General features: G+C 68.6%; 14 protein-coding genes. 6 read left to right on the top strand and 8 right to left on the bottom strand.

What is annotated here, in order from left to right:
- Window positions 1-233: 233 nt before the first annotated feature.
- From WS78_RS26525 to WS78_RS26535, 3 genes are all read right to left on the bottom strand, one after another.
- Entirely contained in the window at window positions 234-1,637 is a 1,404-nt protein-coding gene (locus tag WS78_RS26525) for an LLM class flavin-dependent oxidoreductase (RefSeq protein ID WP_038752398.1), read from the bottom strand.
- 68 nt (window positions 1,638-1,705) lie between these two features.
- A complete protein-coding gene (locus WS78_RS26530) occupies window positions 1,706-2,920 on the bottom strand; it encodes an SfnB family sulfur acquisition oxidoreductase (protein WP_038752401.1) in 1,215 nt (404 codons plus the stop codon).
- A gap of 4 nt (window positions 2,921-2,924) precedes the next feature.
- Window positions 2,925-4,163: an SfnB family sulfur acquisition oxidoreductase gene (locus WS78_RS26535; RefSeq protein WP_059578677.1), complete on the bottom strand. Its 1,239-nt coding sequence runs from the start codon at window positions 4,161-4,163 to the stop codon at window positions 2,925-2,927.
- A gap of 443 nt (window positions 4,164-4,606) precedes the next feature.
- Between WS78_RS26535 and WS78_RS26545 the strand changes: the two genes are divergently transcribed.
- Window positions 4,607-4,963, top strand: a complete 357-nt coding sequence (locus tag WS78_RS26545; protein WP_038752406.1) for a DUF3564 domain-containing protein — start codon at window positions 4,607-4,609, stop codon at window positions 4,961-4,963.
- A 135-nt stretch (window positions 4,964-5,098) separates the two neighbouring features.
- Here WS78_RS26545 and WS78_RS26550 read toward each other — a convergent pair whose 3' ends face one another.
- The 3 genes from WS78_RS26550 to WS78_RS26560 form a co-directional block, all read right to left on the bottom strand.
- Window positions 5,099-5,290 (bottom strand): hypothetical protein, encoded by a 192-nt coding sequence (locus WS78_RS26550; protein ID WP_156437512.1) that lies wholly within the window; start codon window positions 5,288-5,290, stop codon window positions 5,099-5,101.
- 91 nt (window positions 5,291-5,381) lie between these two features.
- Window positions 5,382-5,780, bottom strand: coding sequence for a nuclear transport factor 2 family protein (locus WS78_RS26555; RefSeq protein ID WP_038752688.1), 399 nt, complete (start codon window positions 5,778-5,780; stop codon window positions 5,382-5,384).
- A 157-nt stretch (window positions 5,781-5,937) separates the two neighbouring features.
- On the bottom strand, window positions 5,938-6,927 hold the full coding sequence (locus WS78_RS26560) for an AraC family transcriptional regulator (RefSeq protein ID WP_059578687.1): 990 nt from the start codon (window positions 6,925-6,927) through the stop codon (window positions 5,938-5,940).
- Window positions 6,928-7,120: 193 nt separating this feature from the next.
- On the opposite strand from WS78_RS26560, the gene WS78_RS26565 reads away from it, so the two are divergent.
- From WS78_RS26565 to WS78_RS26580, 4 genes are all read left to right on the top strand, one after another.
- The gene (locus WS78_RS26565) at window positions 7,121-7,582 is read left to right on the top strand and encodes a (2Fe-2S)-binding protein (protein ID WP_038752415.1); all 462 of its coding nucleotides are present in this window, start codon (window positions 7,121-7,123) and stop codon (window positions 7,580-7,582) included.
- A gap of 3 nt (window positions 7,583-7,585) precedes the next feature.
- Window positions 7,586-9,814 (top strand): xanthine dehydrogenase family protein molybdopterin-binding subunit, encoded by a 2,229-nt coding sequence (locus tag WS78_RS26570; RefSeq protein ID WP_059578690.1) that lies wholly within the window; start codon window positions 7,586-7,588, stop codon window positions 9,812-9,814.
- Window positions 9,811-10,038, top strand: a complete 228-nt coding sequence (locus WS78_RS36365; protein WP_059578695.1) for a hypothetical protein — start codon at window positions 9,811-9,813, stop codon at window positions 10,036-10,038. Before WS78_RS26570 ends, WS78_RS36365 begins: the two co-directional genes overlap by 4 nt.
- A 316-nt stretch (window positions 10,039-10,354) precedes the next feature.
- Window positions 10,355-10,831 (top strand): winged helix-turn-helix domain-containing protein, encoded by a 477-nt coding sequence (locus WS78_RS26580; protein ID WP_059578700.1) that lies wholly within the window; start codon window positions 10,355-10,357, stop codon window positions 10,829-10,831.
- Between the two features lie 44 nt (window positions 10,832-10,875).
- On the opposite strand, the gene asnB is transcribed toward WS78_RS26580, so the two are convergent.
- Both asnB and WS78_RS26590 read right to left on the bottom strand, forming a co-directional pair.
- Window positions 10,876-12,846 carry an asparagine synthase (glutamine-hydrolyzing) gene (gene asnB, locus WS78_RS26585; RefSeq protein WP_059578703.1) on the bottom strand — a complete coding sequence of 657 codons (1,971 nt, stop codon included), beginning with the start codon at window positions 12,844-12,846 and terminating at the stop codon, window positions 10,876-10,878.
- Window positions 12,847-13,063: 217 nt separating this feature from the next.
- The gene (locus WS78_RS26590; protein WP_059578708.1) at window positions 13,064-13,888 is read right to left on the bottom strand and encodes an autoinducer binding domain-containing protein; all 825 of its coding nucleotides are present in this window, start codon (window positions 13,886-13,888) and stop codon (window positions 13,064-13,066) included.
- Window positions 13,889-14,333: 445 nt separating this feature from the next.
- Between WS78_RS26590 and WS78_RS26600 the strand changes: the two genes are divergently transcribed.
- Window positions 14,334-15,224, top strand: a complete 891-nt coding sequence (locus WS78_RS26600; protein ID WP_059578712.1) for a helix-turn-helix transcriptional regulator — start codon at window positions 14,334-14,336, stop codon at window positions 15,222-15,224.
- The last annotated feature ends 110 nt before the right edge of the window (window positions 15,225-15,334 follow it).

The raw sequence follows: 15,334 nt of genomic DNA on the forward strand, positions 1-15,334 counted from the left end.
CAATCCGATCGGCGATTCATCGGCGATTCGTCACGCATTTGATTCGCCGCGGCGATCCGGCCGCGCGCATTCCCGCTCGCGTCATCGTCCGAATCGTCGCGCACCGCATCACGCGATGCCGCGATCGCGCAGTGCGATTCGCGCCGTTGCGGCAGCCCGTCGAATCATCCATCGCCAGCGTCGTGGCCGAGGCCCGCGTTCGCCGCCGAGTCGCGCCGACACGCCGCCCTCCTTCACTCTTCCGCCGCGATGCGCTCCGCCGCCGCATGCTCGTGGCCAACGCGATATCGCGCGGCCGGATGCGGCGCGGCCAGCCTCGGCCCCGCGCGATGCAGCTTCTCGCGCAGCGTGCCCGGCGCGTAGTCGGTCTGATAGACGCCGCGCCGCTGCAGCTCCGGCACCACAAGCTCGACGACATCGACGAACGTCTCCGGCGTTACCGCGTACGCGAGGTTGAAGCCGTCTACGTCGGTCTCGTCGACCCACGATTGCAGATCGTCGGCGATCTCGCGCGCGTCGCCGACCGACACCGGCCCGAGCCCGCCGATGCCGCCCCAGCGGGCGATCTCGCGCACGGTCCACTTGCGCGTCGGATCGGCGCTCGACAGCGCCTCGACGGCCGACTGAATCGCGTTGCTCTCGACGTGCTCGAGCGGCTCGTCGAGCCCGTAGTTCGACAGATCGATTCCGGTCCAGCCGGACATCAGCGCGAGCGCGCCTTCGTCGCTCGCGTAGCGGCGATAGTCGGCGTGCTTCGCGTGCGCGTCGGCCGACGTGCGGCCCGTGATCACCGTATGCAGGTTGAAGATCAGCACGTCGTGCGGATCGCGGCCGAACTTTTTCACGCGCTCGCGGATGTCCGCGACGAACGCCTTCAGGATCGTGCGCGACGGCGCGGCGACGAAGATGCATTCCGCGTGCTGCGCGGCGAAGTCCTTGCCGCGCTTCGACGCGCCCGCTTGATAGAGCACCGGCGTGCGCTGCGGCGACGGCTCGCACAGATGGATGCCGGGCACGTCGTAGTAACGGCCGTGATGGCCGATCGGATGCACCTTCGACGGCTCGGCGAACACGTGGCGCGCGGCGTCGCGCACGACGGCGTCGTCCTCCCACGAGCCTTCCCACAGCTTGTAGCAGACCTCGAGATACTCGTCGGCGATCGCGTAGCGCTCGTCGTGGTTCGTCTGCTGCGGCAGCCCGAGGTTGCGCGCGGCGCTATCGAGATACGACGTGACGACGTTCCAGCCGACGCGTCCGCCCGTCAGATGATCGAGCGTCGACATGCGTCGCGCGAACGGATACGGATGCTCGTACGACAGCGAGCACGTGACGCCGAAGCCGAGATGCCGCGTCGCGGCCGCCATCGCGGACACGAGCAGGATCGGATCGTTGACGGGCACCTGCGCGCCTTGCCGGATCGCCGCTTCGCCGCTGCTCCGGTAGACGTCGTAGATGCCGAGCACGTCGGCGATGAAGAGGCCGTCGAACTTGCCGCGTTCGAGCAGTTGCGCAAGCTCGGTCCAGTAGCTCAGCTCGCGATAGCGCCACGACTCGTCGCGCGGATGCGCCCAGAGCCCGGGCGACTGATGGCCGACGCAGTTCATGTCGAAGGCGTTGAAGCGGATCTGTCGGGTCATGGTGAAGCAGTCTCTCGATTCGGTCGATGCGTGTTGCCGCCTGCGTTGCGCGCGATGCGCGGCGCGCGTCACAGTGCGCCGTGGCGCGGCGGCAGCGTGTCGTTCAGGTAGTAGTCGGCGATCGCGATGTATTTCCAGCGCACCGGATCGTGCAGCGTGTGCGTGCGCGCGTTGCGCCAGTGACGATCGAGCGCGTGCTCGGCGAGCGCGCCTTGCGTGCCCGCGAGTTCGAGCAGGCGCGACGATGCGGCGAGCGCGATCTCGGTCGTCGCCGCGCGCGCCTTCGCGACCGCGATCGATGCGGACGCAACCGTGCGCTCGTTCGCGTCGTCGATCGCCGCGTCGACGCGCAAGCCCGCGCGCTCGGTCAGCGCGCCCGCCGCGTCGAGATCGAGCGCGAGCTTGCCGAAGATCTCGAGCGTGAGCGGATCGTCGCTCGCGCGCGCGACGCCGCTGTCGATCCACGGCCGCGCGCGCTCGCGCACGAAGCGGCGCGCGTCGGCGAACGCGGCGCGCGCGATGCCGAGATCGACGGCCGCGTGCAGCAACTGGCCGAGCGGGCCGACGGGCGTCGGCTTCGCGTCGAACGCGTCGCTGTACGGCACGACGGCCGATGCGTCGACATACACGTTGTCGAGCCGCGTCGTGCCGCTGCCCGTCGTGCGCTGGCCGAAGCCGTTCCAGTCGTCTTCGACGGCGAGGCCCGGCGCGTGCGCCGGCGTGAACGCGACGTGCAGCCGCTCGTTCGCGTCCTTCGCGACGACCGGGACCCAGTGCGCGAACAGCGCGCCCGTCGAATAGAACTTGCGGCCGTTGAGCCGGAAGCCCGCGCCGTCGGGCGTGATCGTCGTCCGGTAATCGCGCACGTGCTTCGTGCCGCGCTCGGACAGCGCGTTGCCGAAGCGCTCGCCCGCGAGCGCGCGCTCGAAGTAGAAGCGCTGCTGATCGCGCGTGCCGTTCACGCGCAAGACTTCGAGCATGAAGAAATGATTCTGCGGAATCTGGCCGATCGCGGGGTCGCCCTCCGACACGATCGCGGTCACTTCCGCGAGCGTCGCGGCCGATACCGCCGCGCCGCCGAATTCGCGCGGCACCGCGATGCCCCAGAGGCCCGTCGCCGAATACGCGTCGAGCTCCGCGTACGGCAGGCGGCGCTCGCGATCGCGCGCGGCGGCGTCCGGCGCGATCGTCGCCGCGAACGCGCGGGCCGCTTCGAGCGCCTCGGCGTCGTTCGAAATCCGCCGCGCCGCGCGCGCGGCGGCCGGCTGCGTGAACGCGTTCATCGGCTCAATTCCACGCGTGGCGCGCGGGCGCGACGCCGTTCAGATAGTAATTGCCGACGAGGTGATACTTCCAGCGCACCGGATCGTGCAGCGTGTGCGTGCGCGCGTTGCGCCAGTGGCGATCGAGGCCGTGCTCGGCGAGCGTCGCCTGCGTGCCGGCGAGCTCGAACAGCTTCTCGCTCGCGAGCAACGCGATCTCGGTCGTCAGCACCTTCGCCTCGCCGACCGCGACCGATGCGCGCGCCACGTCGTCCTCCGAAATGTCGCGCTGCGCGGCGATCTCGTCGAGCGTGCGCGCCGCGCGCTCGAGCAGCGCATCGGCTGCGTGCAACTGGATCACGAGGCGCCCCGTCTCGCGAATCGTCAACGGATCGTCGGCCGCGCGCTCGACGCCGCTGTCGATCCACGGGCGCGAGCGTTCGCGCACGAAGCGCAGCGTATCGTCGAGCGCCGCGTGCGCGATGCCCGCATCGATCGCCGCCTGGATGATCTGCGACAGCGGGCCGTTCAGCGTCGGCGCATCCGACACGCGATGCGCGGGGAACACGTGCGATGCGGCGACGCGCACGTTCTCGAGCCGCACCGTGCCGCTCGCGGTCGTGCGCTGGCCGAAGCCCGACCAGTCGTCGACCACCGAGAGCCCCGGCGTGCCCTTCGGAATGTACGCGAGCCAGCCCTTGCGCTCTTCGTCGATCCCGAGCACCGGCACGTAATGCGCGAACAGCGCGCCCGTCGAATAGAACTTCGTGCCGTCGACGCGATAGCCGTCGCCGTCGCGAATCACTCTCGTCTTCAGATCGAGCACGTTCTTCGTGCCCTTCTCCGAGAAGCCGTTGCCGAACCGCTTGCCCTTCAGGATCTCGCCGAAGAAAAAGCGCTTCTGCTCGTCGGTGCCCGTGAGCGCGATCACGTCGACGAGGCCGAAGTGATTCTGCGGCAATTGGCCGAGCGACGGGTCCGCGGCCGCGACGATCTTCACGGCCTCGGTCAACGTCACGTGCGACACGCCCGCGCCGCCGTGCGCCTTCGGCACCGTGATCGCCCACAGGCCCGATTGCGAGAACCAGTCGATTTCTTCATAGGGCAGCCGGCGCTCGCGATCGCGCTCGGCGGCGCCTTGCGCGAGCCGCTCGGCGAGCGTGCGCGCGACGTCGATCGCCTCGGCGTCGCTCGCGATTAGATGCGCGTCTCGCGCGGGCTCGCCGCGCGCGGGTTGGACGGCCGTCTCATGGATCGCGGACATGCTTGTCTCCGTTGAAGAACAAGGGACCAATCTATCAATGGGGCCTGTCGCGACCAACCGATCGATTCGGGAATCGTTATTCCGCGCGCCGGAAAATGTGCATCGCGCGCGCTGCATTGGCGGTGCGTGCAATCGAATGCGGGCGGCAAATCGACACACCTTCGCGACACACCTGCGCGACACATCCGCGCGAAGCGCTTGCGCGACGCAACAGCGCGTAGCAATCGGATCAATGTGACGCGCGTATGCAAGCATCGCTCATGAAAACACCCGATTGCGCAGAAGAGTCCGCACACGGCACGCTATGCATTGATGATTCGCGCGCGTTGCCCAGTGCCGGGCGATGCGACCCGCATCAATCTTTTCGCAACGCCGCTTGCGTTCCGCGTCAATCCACCTAGACTGAGAAAGCTCACCGGCTAACCTTCGAAAGGAGACGAAGCATGCGCCTCACCATTCGAATCAATGGCAGCGATTCCTCTGCGCAGCAATTCGCGGTCCTGTGGCTCGACACCGACGAGCAACTGTGGTCGCGTGAAGCGCATCAAGGCATCGATCTGCCGGCGTGGGGCAAGGTGAAGGACGTCGAAGGCGCGGTTGCGCTGTGCTCGGCCGACAGCGGCGAAGCGCTGTGCCGGCTGCAAGGGCTGTCGTTCTCGAACGTACAGCCTTCGTCCGAAGACGAAGAGCACGGCGACGCGGTCCTCGGCGGCAAGAATCCGCAAGGCGCGTGGCGCCTGCAAGCGGTCGACTCGGCATCGATCCAACCCGAACATCAGGGATTCACGATCGTGCGCTGAGCGCGCGCGCGTCCGGCCCTGCACTGGGCGCCGCGCACATGATAGGCCGATGCAATCGATTTTCGGATCGGATACGTCGGTCGGCAGCAGACCTTCCACACCACCACCACGCATTGCATCGACAGCGGCGTTCGCTCAACGGGCGAACGCCGCTTTGTGCTGGCGGTTCGACGGTTCGCGATTCGACGGTTCGCGTGACCGCCGTTCGCGCGCGCCGTGCGAGTGCGGCATGTCGCCGTGCGACGCGCGCGTCGAACTGGTCGCCGCAAAGCGCCCGATTGATTTTCGACGATGCGCGATGCTCGAGCTTGCGTGCGCGTCGCGCATGATGATGTTCGCGCACGCAACGCGCGAACGCACGGCCACGGCGCGGCGAATGCAATCCGCCGCGCCGAGCGCCGCCTTCATACCGCCGCGCTTACTCGATCCGCTCGACCAGATGCGAGCGGTCGTATGGCGCGTCGTACGGCTCGGGCCAGAACTCGACGATGCGCGCGATCTTTCGATGCACCACCGTGAAGAACGAAATCGCCCGCGCGCGCTGAACGCCGTCGGTGACCGATACGTCCGACGCGGCCTCGTGCGCGCCGCCTATCACGCGACCGATCGTAAACGTCCACCGCCCATGCGCCGGATACTCGCTGTTCAGCAGCGCGAAGTTTCGGGCGCCGCGTATGCGCTCGTTCGATTGCGGCCATTCGAGCACGAAGTCGTCGGCGAGCACGGCCGCGACCGCATGAAAGTCGTTCGTGCCCATCAAGCGCCAGAACGCGTGCACGACGTCGACGGCCGTTTCGGTGTCCAGATTCGTTTTCATTTTCATATTCATGTTCGCATTGCCGTATCGTTCGCGCTCGCGCGCGCGAACGGCACCGCCAAGCGCATGAGACGCGCATCCCTCGCCGCGCGCCGAACCCTGCGAATCGAGACCGGCGTCTCGCTTTGCAACGGATGCGCGGCTCGCCACGCGCCGTTCATTCCTGCACGCCGATCCCGTTGCGGCGTCTCAACTGCACGACGTCGCGCAACGGCGGCGCGCCGAACAGGCGGCTGTATTCGCGGCTGAATTGCGACGGGCTGTCGTACCCGACCCTGAGCGCGATCGAGCCGACGTCACCGTGCTGGCCGATCAACAAGCGGCGCGCCTCGTGCAGCCGAAGTTGCTTCTGATACTGAAGCGGGCTCAGCGTCGTCACGTACTTGAAGTGATGATGCAGCGACGACACGCTCATGTTCACCTGCTGCGCGAGCGCATCGATGCTGAGCGGCTCCGCGTAGTGGTGCCGAATCCATTCGATCGCGCGCGCGATCCGGTATGTCTGGCTGCCCGCGACCGCGATGTGCCGCAGCCGCGCGCCCTGCCCGCTCGTCAGCAGCCGGTACAGCAGTTCCTTTTCGATCAGCGGCGCGAGAATCGGAATGTCGTCTGGAGTATCGAGCAATCGCACGAGCCGCAGCGCGGCGTCGAAGAGCGGCTCGGACAGCTCGCCGACGACGATCCCCTCGCCCGTCGGCACCGCGTCCGGCGGCGGCGTGCGCATCTCGGCCGCGAGCTCGGCGATCCGCTGCAAATCGAGCGCGATCTTCACGCACAGATACGGCGCGTCGGCCGACGCGCGCGTGACCTGCGAGAGCATCGGCAAATCGACCGACGTGACGAGGCAGTGCTGATGATCGTATTCGTACGCCTGATCCGCGACCGTCACCCGTTTCGCGCCCTGCGCGGCGAACACGAACGCGGCGCGCGTGACGCTGCAGCCGAGATCGACGGGCGACGAGCAGCGGAAGAACGACAGCGCGGGAATCGCGCTCGGATACGCGCCGTCGGCGGGCGCGAAGCGGTCGATCAGCGCGGCGAGCTCACGGCGCGCGGCCTCGCGCGGCGCGAGCGGCGGCGGCCGCGCATCGGACCGGGGGGGCGCCGCGTGCGCGGCGGGTTCGAATGGGGTGTAGCGCTGTTCCATCGTCAATGAACGAGCGTCGGTCGTCGTGATCGTAGCAGGCGCGTGCGGCCGACGCCACCGCCGCGCCCGCCGGGGGATTTGCAGGATTGTTCAATATTTTTGCAGGATTGTGTGAACGCAGCGGCGGTCCGTCCCTCACACTGCCGGCTATCACCCGGCGCCAAGTCCGGGGTTTTCCCCACGGAGATTGTCCATGTCTACCTCGTTTGTGCTGAACGGCAAGAATCTGACGCTGGACGCCGATCCCGCGATGCCGCTCCTCTGGGCGATCCGCGAGAACGCGGGCCTGCACGGCACGAAGTTCGGCTGCGGCGCCGCGCAATGCGGCGCGTGCACCGTGCATCTCGAAGGCCAGGCGGTGCGCTCGTGCGTGCTGCCGCTCGCGGCCGTCGCCGGCAAGCGCGTGACGACGATCGAGGGGCTCGCGAGCAAGCCCGCGAAGGCCGTCCAGGCCGCGTGGGTCAAGCTGCAGGTGCCGCAATGCGGCTACTGCCAGTCCGGCCAGATCATGTCGGCGACGGCGCTCCTCGAACAGAACGCGGCGCCCACCGACGCCGACATCGACGCCGCGATGAACGGCAACATCTGCCGTTGCGCGACCTACACCCGCATCCGCGCCGCGATCCACGAAGCGGCCGCCACCCTGAAGGCCTGAGCGATGACCACCGACCTCGATCTCCCGGACGCGGCCCGCGCGTCCCGCCGCACGTTCCTGAAGGCCGCGGGCGCCGCCGCGGCCGTCGGCCTCACGATCGGCTTCGAATGGCTCGACGCGAGCCGCCCGGCGCTCGCCGCCGCGCCTGCCTCGGGCGCAGCCGCCGCGGGCGCGTTCGCGCCGAACGCGTTCCTGCGCGTCGCGCCCGACAACAGCGTGACCGTGATCGCGAAGCACGTCGAGATGGGCCAGGGCGCATACACCGGCATCGCGACGATCGTCGCCGAAGAGCTCGACGCGAACTGGCGCGACGTGCGCGTCGAAAGCGCGCCCGCCGACGCGACGCGCTACGCGAACCTGCAGTTCGGCAAGCTGCAGGGCACGGGCGGCAGCTCGGCGATGGCGAATTCGTGGACGCAGCTGCGCGAAGCGGGCGCGAAGGCGCGCGCGATGCTCGTGTCGGCGGCCGCCGCGCAATGGAACGTGCCCGCCGCCGAGCTGACGACCCGCGACGGCTACGTGCGCCACGCGGGCAGCGGCCGCGAGGCCACCTACGGCTCGCTCGCGACGGCCGCGGCCGCGCTGCCCGTGCCCGAGAAGGCCGCGCTGAAATCGCCGCGCGAGTTCCGCCTGATCGGCCAACCGGTGCCGCGCGTCGACGCGCTCGCGAAATCCGACGGCACCGCGCAGTTCACGATCGACGTGGCGATGCCCGGCATGCTCGTCGCGCTGTTGCAGCGCCCGCCCCTGTTCGGCGCGAAGGCGAAGTCGTTCGACGCGACGGCCGCGAAGGCGGTGCCGGGCGTCGTGTCGGTCGTTCAGGTGGAGCGCGGCGTCGCGGTCGTCGCGAAGGGCTTCTGGGCCGCGAAGCAGGGCCGCGACGCGCTGAAGATCGAATGGGACGATTCGAATGCGGAAAAGCGCAGCTCCGATGCGATGATGCGCGAGTACCGCCGGCTCGCCGAACGCGCGGGCGCGCCCGCGCGCCGCGACGGCGACGCCGAGCACGCGCTCGCCGGCGCGGCGAAGCGGCTGTCCGCGTCGTACGAATTCCCGTACCTCGCGCACGCGCCGATGGAGCCGCTCGACGCGGTCGTCAAGCTGACGGCCGACAGTTGCGAGATCTGGGCGGGCGACCAGTTCCAGACGATCGACCAGGGCAACGCCGCGCGCGCCGCCGGCCTCGATCCGTCGAAGGTGCAGATCCACACGCTGTACGCGGGCGGCAGCTTCGGCCGGCGCGCGAACGCGTGGTCGGACTACGTCGTCGAGGCCGTGTCGATCGCGAAGGCGCTCGGCGCGAACGGCACCCCCGTCAAGCTGCAATGGACGCGCGAGGACGACATCCACGGCGGCCTCTACCGGCCGATGTACTTCCACAAGCTCGACGCGGGGCTCACGAAGGACGGCAAGCTCGTCGCGTGGCGGCACCGGATCGTCGGCCAGTCGATCCTCGCCGGCACGCCGTTCGAGCCGGTGATGGTGAAGAACGGGATCGACCAGACGTCGGTCGAGGGCGCGGCGAACCTGCCGTACGCGGTGCCGAACGTGTCGGTCGAGCTGACGACGACGAAGTCCGCCGTGCCGGTGCTGTGGTGGCGCGTCGTCGGCAGCTCGCACACCGCGTACGCGGTGGAAGCGTTCATCGACGAGGCCGCGCACGAGGCGGGCAAGGACCCGTACCTGTTCCGCCGCGACCTGCTCGCGCACGAGCCGCGCCTGAAGGCCGTGCTCGAGCTCGCCGCCGAGAAGGCCGGCTGGGACCCGGCGAAGCCGCTGCCGAAAGGCCGCGGGCGCGGCATCGCGGTCGCCGAGGCGTTCAAGAGCTATGTCGCGCAGGTTGCGGAGGTGTCGGTCGACGAGCACGGCGGCGTGAAGGTCGAGCGCGTTGTCTGCGCGGTCGACTGCGGAACCGCGATCAATCCGGACATCGTCGCCGCGCAGATGGAAGGCGGCATCGGCTTCGGGCTCGGCGCGGTGCTGCACAGCGCGATCACGCTGAAGGACGGCAAGGTCGAGCAGAACAACTTCGACGGCTACCGCGTGCTGCGGATCTCGGAGATGCCGAAGGTCGAGGTGCACATCGTGCCGTCGGGCGAGGCGCCGACGGGCGTCGGCGAGCCGGGCGTCGCGCCGATCGGCCCGGCCGTCGCGAACGCGATCTTCGCCGCGACGGGCAAGCGGCACTACACGCTGCCGTTTCCGGCCGCCGACGGCGACGCGAGCGCGTGACGGGCGTGACGGGCGTGACGGGCGTGACGGGCGTGACGGGCGTGACGGGCGTGACGGGCGTGACGGGCGTGACGGGCGTGACGGGCGTGACGGGCGTGACGGGCGTGACGGGCGGCGGCAGGCGGCTGCGCCGTCCGCCGCCGCCCTTGTCCGTCGATTACGGCTTCTCGGCGTGCGAGACGGCCGTCCGTCCTCTTGCGCAGCGATCGCGCTCGAAGCGCTGATTGTCGATGCCATCGCCCGGGCGACCGAGCCACGTCCGGCCCCGGCCGCCCCTCGCGTGTTACGTTGCCGCGCGCGGCGACGTAACACGAACGTCCGTGCTACGTAACACACCTTCAGCCGGTTTCAGATTGTTACATTTCCGGCGCCGCGACAAACCCGCCCAACCCGCATGAAAACGCTTTCAATTCATGCACTTATTCGACAAAAAAACACCTTCTGAAGCGCTCTCCCGCTGCATCGCGCCATGCTGGCCCGACAATTGCAGTAAGCCCCTCGTACCGTTCGCCCATTTATCTGCGAATCACGAGGCTCATCATGGATTGCAAGTATCTGCACATCGACAACATCAAGATCAACTTCGTCCGCCGCATCATCGAGATCGACGGCGAGCCGATCAACCTGACGCCGCGCGAGTTCGACGTCGTCGAATTCCTGCTCGACAACATGAACAAGGTGGTGTCGCGCCAGGCGATCCAGGAAGCGGTCTGGGGCCGCGAGCTCGCGGTGTCGTCGCGCACGCTGGACACGCACGTGTCGCGCATCCGCTCGAAGCTCGGCCTCGACTTCGACAAGAACATGCGGATCATTCCGATCTATTCGGTCGGCTACCGGCTCGTGCTGTTCGGCGCGGCGACGACGCGCGTCGAGGCGCACGACGCGCAGCACGCGGTGCGCACCGAAGAACCGCGCGTCTCCGATACGGCCGCACCGATCGCGCCCAACGCGCCGATCGCGCCGGTCGCGCGTCCGTCCGCCGCGCCGTACCTCAAGCTCGTCGCCGAATACCATTGAGCGCAGCCCGCGCCGCACGCGGACCGAGTCCGCGCGCGGCGCGCCTACTCGGCGCGCTGACGCTCGAGCCACGCCTGGAACATCAGCACCGTCCATAGCGGATGCTGCCAGTTCATCCGGCCCGACTGGTGCTGCCGCCACAGCCGTTCGACGCGCATCGCGTCGAAATAGCCTTCGTCGCGCAGGCGCGCGGGGTTCAGCAGCTCCGCCGCCCAGTCGCTCAGCTCGCCGCGCAGCCACGCGCCGACAGGCGCGCAAAAGCCCTGCTTCGGCCGGTCGATCAGCGGCCGCGGCACGTAACGGTACAGCAGCTTGCGCAACAGCCATTTGTCCTGCCCGTTCGGAATCCGCAGCGCCTCGGGCAGCCGCCACGCGAATTCGACGACGCGGTGATCGAGAAACGGCATCCTCGTTTCGAGGCTCACCGCCATCGCCGCGCGGTCGACCTTCGTCAGGATGTCGGTCGGCAGGTACGTGAGCGTATCGACGGCCATCGCCTGCTCGGCGAACGACAGGCCCGCGGGCCACGCGCCCGGCGTGTCGATCAGCGTCTGCGGCTCGCGGCCCGCGAGCGTGAAGCGCTCCGGATGATGAACCGACGACATCAGCAGCCGGTACAGCGACGTGCGGCTGTCCGCCGTCATCACGTTCGCGAGCTTGTGCAGGCGGTCGCCTACGCGCGGCGACGCGTCGCGCTGCGCCGACGCGCTCCATGCGCCCTGCACGAGCGCGGCGATCTGGTCCGCGTGATCGGGCCGCAGCGCGTGCAGCGCGGCCGCGATCCGCATCCGCACCGCGGCCGGCACGCGGCGCAGCCGTCCCCATAGGCGCGGCGTCAGGAAGTAGCGCGTGTAGCCGCCGAACAGCTCGTCGCCGCCGTCGCCCGACAAGCTCACCTTCACGTGGCGGCGCGTCAGCTCGGAGACGAGCAGCGTCGGGATCTGCGACGAATCGGCGAACGGCTCGTCGTAGACGCACGGCATGCGCGGCACGGTCGCGAGCACGTCGGACGGCTTCACGTAAAGCTCGGTGTGCGACGTGCCGAGATGCTTCGCGACCGCCTTCGCATGCCCCGCCTCGTCGTAGCCCGCTTCATGGAAGCCGATCGTGAACGTCTGCACCGGCTGCGCCGTTTGCGTCTGCATCAGCGCGACGATCACCGACGAATCGACGCCGCCCGACAGGAATGCGCCGAGCGGCACGTCGGCGACCGACTGCTCGGCGATCGCGTCGCGCAACACGTGATCGAGCTGCGCGACGGCGGCGTTCGCATCGCCGTCGAACGGATTCGCGCGGCCCGCGGCGATCACCCGCTCGAGCGACCAGTAGCGGCGCGGCACCGGTTCGACCTCGATGTCCTCGAGCTGCAGGTAGGTGCCGGGCGGCAGCTTGCGAATCCCTTCGTAGATCGTGTACGGCGCGGGCACGCTCGCGTGCCGCAAATACAGGCACAGCGCATCGCGATCGACCGCATGCGATTCGAAGCCGGGAAAGCGCCGCAGCGCCTTCAGCTCCGAGCCGAACACGAACGAGCCGCCGACGCGGCCGTAATAGAGCGGCTTCTCGCCGATGCGATCGCGCGCAAGCGTAAGCACGCGCGATTCCCGATTCCATAGCGCGAGCGCGAACATGCCGACCGCTTTTTGCAGCGTGCGATCGATGCCCCATGCGGCGAACGCGGCGAGCAACACTTCGCTATCCGAATGACCGCGCCATTCGGGCGCGCGATGCTCGCGCTCGAGCTCGCGGCGCAACTCGCGAAAGTTGTAGATCTCTCCGTTGAACGTCATCGCGTAGCGGCCGCACGCCGAGTGCATCGGCTGATGTCCGTGCTCCGACAAATCGACGATCGACAGGCGCCGATGCCCGAGCGCGACACCCGCGCCGGGATCGACCCACAAACCGCTATCGTCCGGGCCGCGATGCGCGAGACTGTCCGTCATTCGCGCGAGGGTCGCGCGGGCTGTCTCCGGCGCGCATGCGACAGGGCCCACGAAGCCGCTGATTCCGCACATGACGAATATCTCGTTCGAATGGTGAAAAGGATATCGCTTGACGGGCGGCTCGCACCCGTCGGTTGGGCGCATATTACGAAGAAAATATTCGTCAATTAATCCGGCTTGCAGCGTTCATTTTTTTCCAGTGAAAAATTAATTCTGCTGTCGCGATTTTGTACACGATGCGCCGATCTGTTGCGCCGCGTCATCCAACACGCGTTCGATGCGCGATTCGTCATGTACGCAGACGTCGCGCCGCGAGATAGGCGAGCTGCGCGCGATTGCGCGCGTTGAAACGTTTTTCGAGCGTGCGGATCTGCGCGCCGACGCGATGCAGCGAGGTGCTGAGCGCGTTGGCGATTTCCTGATCGGACAGGCCGTGCACGAGCCGCTCGAGCACGGCTGCCTCGCCGTCCTCGAGCACGAACGCGCGCGCACCGCCGACGCGCGCATCGAGATGCGGCTGCGCGGCGCGATGCACGTCGAGGCTGAGCGCGAGCGCGCAGCCGATCACGCGATCGTCGAACCACGCGTCGTGCGCCTCGGACGCGAGGCTCACGGCGACGCGCAAATCGAGATGCGGCACCGGCCAGCAAAAGATCACGCCGCTGTGCATTGCATGCGCACGCAACGAATTCACGAGCGCGAGCATGCGCCGCTCGCCCGTGCGGCGCGCGTGCGCGTCGAGCTCGTCGAGCCGCCACGCGACCGGCGAGACGCCCTGCCGCCATTCGGCGAAGCGCGGATCGGCTTCGAACATCCGGCCTTCGACGTACGCGCGCACGAACGACACGGGCGCGAACTCGCGCAGCAGATATGCGGCGAGCATTTGCTGGCCGATCAGCTCGAATGCGCCGTAGCAGAGCGTCGTGAAGCCGGCCGCGCGCAAGCGCGCATCGCAGTCCGCGACGTCGAACGACGCGCGGCGCGGCCCATCGTGCGATGCAGCGAACGACGAGACGGAAGAATGTGCATCGCGCGGCGCGAATTCTCCGCGCGATGCGGCGAGCTCGGCATGCGAGAACCATTCGATGCGCGGCGCGCTGTCGGCAATTGTCATGGGGAAAATCGGCTTCCTGTGTTCGTGACGCTGTTGCGCAGGAACCCCGGCATGCAAGTGGTCTTTGATTCGCGCTTTCGTAGCGCTGCCCTGCGCGGTTAGTATTACGGGATATTACGCGCAAGCGTGCCGCTTTGTACAATGCCTTCGCCCGCGACAAGGGCGCGAGTTGCGACGTGCGGATGTCGGGCGCAGGCGAGCGTGTCCGCAATGCGCGCGCCTGCGGCATGCGCGTCAGCGCCGTGCGAGGCAACGACATGCGCATCCACGCCGCGCACGATGGAAGGGTCCGCGTCGCACACGCGAACGCGCGCGCCGCAGCCGGTTCGCGTCGCGAGCGCACGAGCCGCATACGCGCTCGTCACGAGCGTGCACGTGGCGATCGCACACCGCGTCCGTCCGTTCGATCGAACGGCATCGGGCCACCGCCGCGAGGTTTTTCGTCATGTCGGACATTGCAGTGCAGGAGGACGCCGCCGCCGCGGCAGTCGCGCGGCCCGTGTCGTGCGCGAACCCCGGCGGCGCGGCACGCGACGCGCAGTCGATCGACGTCGTCTGGTGCGGCCACGCGAGGCGCGCGACCGATGCCGAGCAGCGCTTCGCGCCGCGCCTGGGCGTGGCGGAAATGCTCGCGAGCGCGCGCGGCACCGCCGAATGCGGCCGCATCGCGACGAGCCTGCTGCGGCTGATGGGCTTCGCGACGTTCGCCTATTTCGCACTCGAGTTCACGCGCGACGACGCCGAATGCCTGTACCTGCACGAAGCGTTCACGCCCGCCGCGTATCGCGGAGATTACGTGCGGCGCCGCCATTACGACGTCGATCCGCGGATGCTCGGCTCGCGCGCATCGAGCATGCCCGTCGTCTGGGATTTGCGCCAGCTCGCGCGAGACCACGCGCCGCGCGGCGCGGACGGGCTCGACGGCTTCCTGCGCGTGATGCACGACGACGACATGTGCAGCGGCGTGATGTATTCGATGCCCGTGCCGGGCACGCGCATGCATGCGTTCGCGAGCTTCACCGCGCCGCGCCGCTCGCGCGACTGGATCTCGTCGGCGACGCTCGAGCAGGTGCTGTCGCTCGGCTTGTCGGCGCACCGGTTCGCGGCGCCGCAACTGATCGCGTCGTCGCGCGAGCGCGCGGCCGAGCGCCTCACGCCGTTCGAGCGCGAACTGCTCGTCGGCATCGCCGAAGGCGCGTCCGACAAGGAGATCGGCCGACGGCTCGACACCAGCGCACACAACGTCGACTACCATCTGCGCAAGCTGCGCAAACGCTTCGGCGTCGCGAACCGGATTCAGCTGACTTATTTCGCGTCGGCGCGCGGGTTGATCTGATTCGCGTGATCACGCACGGCGACCGGCCGCGCGCGATCGCGAGATCGAAAGAGACGCCGCCGCAGGCCGGCGGCGGCAACGGACAACGAGCGGCGCGCCCGAAAGGCGAA

The organism is Burkholderia savannae, assembly GCF_001524445.2.
Taxonomy (GTDB): domain Bacteria; phylum Pseudomonadota; class Gammaproteobacteria; order Burkholderiales; family Burkholderiaceae; genus Burkholderia; species Burkholderia savannae.